The sequence below is a fragment of the Streptomyces sp. NPDC006265 genome (genome assembly GCF_040613555.1).
GTDB lineage: Bacteria > Actinomycetota > Actinomycetes > Streptomycetales > Streptomycetaceae > Streptomyces.
The window spans coordinates 1-7,215 of sequence record NZ_JBEXSH010000454.1 but is presented as its reverse complement, the minus strand read 5'-3'; the positions used below and the strand labels follow the sequence as shown (position 1 = coordinate 7,215).

General features: G+C 69.3%; 7 protein-coding genes and 1 riboswitch. Of the genes, 3 read left to right on the top strand and 4 right to left on the bottom strand.

The window, feature by feature from the left end; all coding sequences use genetic code 11:
• From groL to thrC, 4 genes are all read right to left on the bottom strand, one after another.
• On the bottom strand, positions 1 to 1,334 hold a 1,334-nt coding region (gene groL / locus ABZ281_RS30140; protein ID WP_356660550.1), incomplete at its 3' end, for a chaperonin GroEL.
• 393 nt (positions 1,335 to 1,727) lie between these two features.
• Entirely contained in the window at positions 1,728 to 1,931 is a 204-nt protein-coding gene (locus ABZ281_RS30135; RefSeq protein ID WP_003949956.1) for a cold-shock protein, read from the bottom strand.
• A gap of 445 nt (positions 1,932 to 2,376) precedes the next feature.
• Positions 2,377 to 2,652: a MoaD/ThiS family protein gene (locus ABZ281_RS30130; protein ID WP_356660548.1), complete on the bottom strand. Its 276-nt coding sequence runs from the start codon at positions 2,650 to 2,652 to the stop codon at positions 2,377 to 2,379.
• A 112-nt stretch (positions 2,653 to 2,764) separates the two neighbouring features.
• Positions 2,765 to 4,051: a threonine synthase gene (gene thrC / locus ABZ281_RS30125; RefSeq protein WP_356660546.1), complete on the bottom strand. Its 1,287-nt coding sequence runs from the start codon at positions 4,049 to 4,051 to the stop codon at positions 2,765 to 2,767.
• An 18-nt stretch (positions 4,052 to 4,069) separates the two neighbouring features.
• Positions 4,070 to 4,226: riboswitch (SAM riboswitch) on the bottom strand.
• Positions 4,227 to 4,406: 180 nt separating this feature from the next.
• Between thrC and ABZ281_RS30120 the strand changes: the two genes are divergently transcribed.
• From ABZ281_RS30120 to ABZ281_RS30110, 3 genes are all read left to right on the top strand, one after another.
• On the top strand, positions 4,407 to 5,351 hold the full coding sequence (locus tag ABZ281_RS30120; RefSeq protein WP_356660552.1) for a glucosyl-3-phosphoglycerate synthase: 945 nt from the start codon (positions 4,407 to 4,409) through the stop codon (positions 5,349 to 5,351).
• Positions 5,352 to 5,424: 73 nt separating this feature from the next.
• The gene (locus tag ABZ281_RS30115; RefSeq protein WP_356660544.1) at positions 5,425 to 6,828 is read left to right on the top strand and encodes a trehalose-6-phosphate synthase; all 1,404 of its coding nucleotides are present in this window, start codon (positions 5,425 to 5,427) and stop codon (positions 6,826 to 6,828) included.
• 7 nt (positions 6,829 to 6,835) lie between these two features.
• Positions 6,836 to 7,215 (top strand): trehalose-phosphatase (locus tag ABZ281_RS30110; RefSeq protein ID WP_356660542.1); only part of this gene is annotated, 380 nt, incomplete at its 3' end.

Sequence of the window (7,215 nt, the reverse complement as noted above, 5' to 3'; positions counted from 1 at the left end):
CGGTGCCACGCGTCGGCGCCCTTGCCGGGGTGCGCGTGGAAGGTGGCGGCCGTCTCCACGCCTGCTGCATGGCCCTGGCGGGCCAGCTCAACGCCGCCACCGGCGACGATGCCCTCCTCGACGGCCGCCTTGGCGTTGCGCACGGCGTCCTCGATGCGGTGCTTGCGCTCCTTGAGCTCCACCTCGGTGGCGGCACCGGCCTTGATGACCGCGACACCGCCGGCGAGCTTCGCCAGGCGCTCCTGCAGCTTCTCGCGGTCGTAGTCCGAGTCGCTGTTCTCGATCTCGGCGCGGATCTGGTTGACCCGGCCGGCGACCTGGTCGGCGGAGCCGGCACCGTCGACGATGGTGGTCTCGTCCTTGGTGATGACGACCTTGCGGGCCTTGCCCAGCAGGTCGATCGTGGCGTTCTCCAGCTTGAGGCCGACCTCCTCGGAGATCACCTCGCCGCCGGTGAGGATGCCGATGTCCTGCAGCATCGCCTTGCGGCGGTCGCCGAAGCCCGGGGCCTTGACGGCGACGGACTTGAAGGTGCCGCGGATCTTGTTGACGACCAGGGTCGACAGGGCCTCGCCCTCGACGTCCTCGGCGATGATCAGCAGCGGCTTGCCCGACTGCATGACCTTCTCCAGGAGCGGCAGCAGGTCCTTGACGTTGCTGATCTTCGAGTTCGCGATCAGGATGTACGGATCGTCGAGGACGGCCTCCATACGCTCCATGTCGGTGGCGAAGTACGCCGAGATGTAGCCCTTGTCGAAGCGCATACCCTCGGTGAGCTCCAGCTCCAGACCGAAGGTCTGGGACTCCTCGACGGTGATGACGCCTTCCTTGCCGACCTTGTCCATGGCCTCGGCGATGAGCTCGCCGATCTGGGTGTCGGCGGCGGAGATGGAGGCCGTGGAGGCGATCTGCTCCTTGGTCTCGACGTCCTTCGCCTGCTCCAGCAGAGCGGCGGAGACGGCCTCGACGGCGCGCTCGATACCGCGCTTGAGGGCCATCGGGTTGGCGCCGGCGGCTACGTTGCGCAGACCCTCCTTGACCAGGGCCTGGGCGAGAACGGTCGCGGTGGTCGTACCGTCACCGGCGACGTCGTCCGTCTTCTTGGCGACTTCCTTGACGAGCTCGGCGCCGATCTTCTCGTACGGGTCCTCGAGCTCGATCTCCTTGGCGATGGAGACACCATCGTTGGTGATCGTGGGCGCGCCCCACTTCTTCTCGAGGACGACGTTGCGGCCCTTGGGGCCGAGCGTCACCTTGACGGCGTCCGCGAGCTGGTTCATGCCGCGCTCGAGGCCGCGCCGCGCCTCCTCGTCGAACGCGATGATCTTGGCCATGTGAAGTGGTCCCTCCAGGACTGGGGGTGATTACTTCGGACCGCGCCCGCGCCCGCGACGGACGGCTCGCTTGCCCTGTGGTTCCTTCCCCACCTGGCCTGCGGGCCTCACCGACCCGGTCCTTACGTTGTCACTCTCACCTTCAGAGTGCTAACGCAATGATTAGCACTCGACCCCCGAGAGTGCAAGGCGCGCTCGCGTAGCGAGTGCTCGTTGAGGGGTGGTGATCGGGTGACGGGCGGGCGCAAGCGCCTCCGGGGGATCGGGCGGGGGCGTCAGCCGCCCGCGAACACCGCCACGCAGACCGTTCGAGCAGGCCGAAGGGCCCGCACCCCGGGGGGTACGGGCCCTTCTGAGAAGACCGGTCGCTGATGCGTTGGTCGTGGTGCGCGTTCAGGCAGCGACGCGAACCATGTCGGCCTGCGGTCCCTTCTGGCCCTGCGAGATCTCGAACTCGACCCGCTGGCCCTCTTCAAGGGTGCGGTAGCCGTCCATCTGAATCGCGCTGTAGTGGACGAAAACATCCGCACCACCGTCGACCGCGATGAAGCCGTACCCCTTCTCCGCGTTGAACCACTTGACGGTGCCCTGAGCCATGCCTAACTCCCCTATTACTGGCCCTTGCACAGATCCACACTTCGTGGACCCGGGTCAGACCTCACCCCCCACGGTTGGGGGCGTGCGCCGGAACGCGTCGACCGCGGCTGAATGTATCTGTCCAACTGCCGTCTGCAACAGGTCAATCGGACGAGAATTCTGGACGCGCCGGGTCCGGAATGTGGGGAGAATCCGCCAGAATCCAGGGCAAGTCGGACCGCATAAAGGGAACAAAAGCCGCAAAAGATGCGCACACTTTGGCTACATCTTGTCGGGCTCGCAGCGGGAATTCAGGGTTCCGATCAGCGGATCGGGACCGCGTTCCCCAACTGTACCGCGCTCAATCACACAGAATTGCCCCCTCCGCTTCTCTGACGGAGGGGGCAATTCGATGAACTCTCAGTGACGGCCGTTACCGAAGGTAATAACGGGCCGCTCGACCGGTTCAGCCGCCGGCGACGGCGGGAATGATCGACACACCGGCACCGTCCGGCGTGGCCGTCTCCAGCCCCTGCTCGAACCGCACGTCGTCGTCGTTGACGTACACGTTGACGAACCGGCGCAGCTTGCCCTGGTCGTCCAGCACCCGGGCGGCGATCCCGGTGTGGTTCTTCTCCAGGTCGGCGATGACCTCGCCGAGAGTCCCGCCATCGGCGGACACCTCGGCCCGACCGCCGGTGTAGGTACGCAGGATCGTGGGGATCCGAACGGTGACGCTCATGACTTCAAAACCTCCGGTTGGGTATCGCACTCAGGGGCGCGGGGCTGTATCGATTTGCGGCTCCGCCGCGCGGGCGCGACCAGCCCCCACGGCCCGCAGCGAACAACGACGCTCAGACGAGCCCGGCCTCACGGAACGACTCCAGGCTGGGGCGAATGGTCGCGGTGAGCCCGGTCCCCGCCACCGCATCCAGCGTCTTCAGACCATCGCCCGTGTTCAGCACGACGATCGACTTCGACGGGTCGAGCAGCCCGTTCTCCAGCAGCTTCTTCGTCACGCCGACCGTCACACCACCGGCGGTCTCCGCGAACACACCCTCGGTCCGCGCGAGCAGCTTGATCGCCTCGACGACCTGCTCGTCCGTCACGTCCTCCACCGCGCCCCCGGTCCGCCGCGCGATGTCCAGCACGTACGGCCCGTCCGCCGGGTTGCCGATGGCGAGGGACTTGGCGATGGTGTCCGGCTTCTGCGGGCGCACCACGTCGTGCCCGGCCTTGAACGCCGTGGACACCGGCGAGCAGCCGAGCGCCTGCGCACCGAAGATCTTGTACGGCTTGTCCTCGACCAGCCCGAGCTTGATCAGCTCCTGAAGGCCCTTGTCGATCTTCGTCAGCTGCGAGCCGGAGGCGATCGGGACCACCAGCTGGTCCGGCAGCTGCCAGCCGAGCTGCTCGCAGATCTCGTACGCGAGGGTCTTGGAACCCTCCGCGTAGTACGGCCGGAGGTTGACGTTGACGAAGCCCCAGCCCTCGCCGGCCGGGTCGCCGATCAGCTCGGAGCAGAAGCGGTTCACGTCGTCGTAGTTGCCCTCGATCCCGACGAGCTCGCCGCCGTAGACCGCGGCCATGACGACCTTGCCCTGCTCCAGGTCGTGCGGGATGAACACGCACGAGCGGAAGCCGGCGCGGGCCGCGGCGGCGCCCACCGCACCGGCGAGGTTACCGGTGGAGGAGCAGGAGAGCGTGGTGAAGCCGAAGGCGCGGGCGGCCTCCAGGGCCTGGGCGACGACGCGGTCCTTGAAGGAGTGCGTCGGGTTGCCGGAGTCGTCCTTCACGAACAGCTTGCCGGCGTCGACGCCCAGCTCGCGCGCGAGGTTGTCGGCCTTGACGAGCTTGGTCCAGCCGGGGTTGATGTTCGGCTTGTCCGCGACGTCGGCCGGGACCGGCAGCAGCGGGGCGTAGCGCCAGATGTTCGCGGGTCCCGCTTCGATGCGCTTGCGGAGCTCTTCGGTGTCGTAGGCCGAGAAGTCGTAGGCGATCTCCAGCGGGCCGAAACACTCCTGGCACGCGAAGACCGGGCCGAGGGGTACGCGGTGACCGCACTCGCGGCAGCTCAGCGCGGCGGCGGGGCCGAGGTCTACGGTGGATTCAGTGGTGCTTGCAACAGTCTGCGCAGCCATGTGAGGCGAGGCCCTTTCTCCTCATCTTCCTCACGACGCATCTCGCCGTGAGACGGATTTGGCACCTTCCCGAGCCGGGAGCCTCGCGCCTGTGGTCGACAGTGACCTACGAGTACCGACTGGAGGGTTGCCGGGGCTTCATCGGGCCGTTTCCCTCTGCCCCTCTGGATGAGCTGTATGTGGTTGTAGGCGGCGGGTGACCCCGGACATGCGATGGTCATCCGCGTTGTTCAAGACTGTAACCGACGACCAGGACAGTTGAGATAGTCGTCCGAACCGCGAGATGACTGTACCCGTCAGCCGCTACCGCGGCGGGCAGTCCGTCCCGCCGAGAGTACGCAGAGGAGCCGCCACGGTGCTGGAAGAAGTCGAGCGCTGGCTGAGCACCCGTTCCTGGTCCGCGACCGAGCGCCCGCTCCACCGGATCCTCGCCGCGAAGCAGCGCACGGGCCAGACGGTGAGCGTGGTGCTGCCCGCGCTCAACGAGGAGGCGACGGTCGGGGACATCGTCTCCGTCATCCGCCACGACCTGATGCGGCAGGTGCCGCTCGTCGACGAGCTGGTCGTCGTCGACTCCGGGTCGGCCGACCGCACGTCCGAGGTGGCCGCCGCCGCGGGCGCGCGGGTGGTGCACCGGGACGGAATACTCCCGCGCCTGCCCGCCGTGCCCGGCAAGGGCGAGGTGCTGTGGCGCTCGCTGCTCGTCACCCGCGGGGACATCGTCTGCTTCGTCGACGCCGACCTCAGGGACTTCTCGTCCGACTTCGTCTCCGGGATCGTGGGCCCGCTGCTCACCGAGCCGGACGTGGATCTGGTGAAGGCCATGTACGACCGTCCCCTGGCCGGCGCCACCGGGCAGGGCGGCCGGGTCACCGAGCTGATGGCGCGCCCGCTGCTCAACATGCACTGGCCGCAGCTGGCCGGCTTCGTGCAGCCGCTCGGCGGCGAGTACGCGGCCCGCCGCTCCCTTCTGGAGCAGCTGCCCTTCCCCGTCGGGTACGGCGTGGAGCTGGGCATGCTGGTCGACGCCCTGCACCTGGCGGGTCTGGACGCCCTCGCCCAGGTGGATGTCGGCGTGCGCAAGCACCGGCACCAGGACGGGCAGGCGCTGGGCCGGATGGCCGCCGCGATCTACCGCACGGCCCAGCTGCGGCTGGCCCGCGGGCATCTGATCCGGCCGTCCCTGACCCAGTTCGAGCGGGGCGAGGACGGCTTCGAGCCGCGGACGTACTCCGTGGACACCGAGGAGCGTCCGCCGATGGTGGACATCGCCGAGTACCAGGTGCGGAAAGCGGCCTGACCGGGGCCGGTTTCGGCCGGACACGACAGATCCGCACGTTTGAGCGTTTCCGGGCCGGGCTAGGTTGAGGCTTATGGCTTCAACGTACGGTGCTGCGCAGGTGCTGGTGGCCTCCAACCGGGGTCCCGTCTCGTACACGGTGGGCGAGGACGGTTCGCTGCACGCCAAACGGGGCGGCGGCGGACTGGTCTCCGGGCTCTCCGCGATCGGCTCCGACGCGGACGCGCTGTGGGTGTGCTCGGCGCTGTCCGACGGCGACCGGGAGGCGGTGAGGCGCGGGATCGGCGAGGACGGCGTGCGGATGCTGGACATCCCGGCCGACGTGCACGCCGACGCGTACAACGGCATCGCCAACTCGGTCCTGTGGTTCGTGCACCACATGCTCTACCAGACGCCCCTGGAGCCGGTCTTCGACGCGGAGTTCAGGCGGCAGTGGGCGTCCTACGAGGTGTACAACCGGGCGTTCGCCGAGGCGCTGGCCGAGGAGGCGGGGCCGGGCGCGGCGGTCGTGGTGCAGGACTACCACCTGACGCTGGTGCCGGGCATGCTCCGCGAGCTGCGGCCGGACCTGCGCATCGGGCACTTCTCGCACACGCCGTGGGCGCCGCCCGAGTACTTCCGGATGCTGCCGGACGACGTGGCCGGGCAGGTGCTGCGCGGCATGCTCGGCGCGGACCGCCTCGGCTTCCTCACCGAGCGCTGGGCGGAGGCGTTCACCACGTGCGCCGAGCGGTTCGCGGGCGGGCTCGGCGGCACGCGCGTCGGGGTGCACGGGCTGGGGGCCGACGCGGACTTCCTGCGCAAGCGGGCGCACGAACCGGACGTCGAGGAGCGGATGGCCGCGCTGCGGCAGGAGATCGGCCCGGCTCCGGACGGCGGTGCCCGCCGCACCATCGTCCGGGTCGACCGCACCGAACTGTCCAAGAACATCGTGCGCGGACTGCTGGCCTACCGCCGGCTGCTGGAGGCGCACGCCGAGTGGCGCGAGCGGGTGGTGCACGTCGCCTTCGCGTACCCCTCGCGGCAGGACCTCGCGGTGTACCGGGACTACACGGCCGAGGTGCAGCGGCTCGCCGACGAGATCAACGCCGAGTACGGCACGCCCGGGTGGACCCCGGTCCTCCTCAACCTCAAGGACGACTTCGCCCGCTCGCTGGCCGCCTACCGGCTGGCCGACGTGGCCCTCGTCAACCCCATCCGCGACGGCATGAACCTCGTCGCCAAGGAGGTCCCGGTGGTCTCCGACGCGGGCTGCGCGCTGGTGCTGTCGCGGGAGGCCGGGGCGCACGAGGAGTTGGGCGAGGACGCGATCACGGTCAACCCCTACGACATCACGGGCACGGCGACGGCCCTCCACGAGGCCCTGTCGATGAGCCCGGAGGAACGCGCCGAACGCGGCAAACGCCTGGTCGCAGCCGCGACGGCACTGCCACCGGCGCGGTGGTTCGTCGACCAGCTCGACGCGCTGAGGGGCTGAGGGCCAAATGAGCAGCCTTCCCACCCCCGCCACGCGGGCCGGGCAGGACGGCCTCGACGCCCTCCTCGCGCAGCCCGGCAAAGCACTGATCGGGCTCGACTTCGACGGGACGCTCGCGCCGATCGTGGCCGATCCGGAGCTGGCCCGGGCCCATCCCCGGGCACTGTCCGCCCTGGCCGCCCTCACGCCGAAGGTGGCCGCCGTGGCGGTGATCACCGGCCGGCCGGCCGATGTCGCGGTGCGCAACGGCGGCTTCGCGAACGTGCCGGGTCTCGAACACCTCGTCGTCCTCGGTCACTACGGCGTCGAGCGGTGGGACGCCCGCAGCGGCAAGATCACCGCGCCCGAACCGCACCCGGGCGTCGCGGCCGTACGCGCCGAGCTGCC

What these genes read in the sequence shown, in the direction of transcription:
- thrC (WP_356660546.1), bottom strand. Translation starts at nt 4,051, where the DNA reads ATGGCTGCGCAGACTGTTGCAAGCACCACTGAATCCACCGTAGACCTC.
- ABZ281_RS30135 (WP_003949956.1), bottom strand. Translation starts at nt 1,931, where the DNA reads ATGGCTCAGGGCACCGTCAAGTGGTTCAACGCGGAGAAGGGGTACGGC.
- ABZ281_RS30130 (WP_356660548.1), bottom strand. Translation starts at nt 2,652, where the DNA reads ATGAGCGTCACCGTTCGGATCCCCACGATCCTGCGTACCTACACCGGC.
- ABZ281_RS30115 (WP_356660544.1), top strand. Translation starts at nt 5,425, where the DNA reads ATGGCTTCAACGTACGGTGCTGCGCAGGTGCTGGTGGCCTCCAACCGG.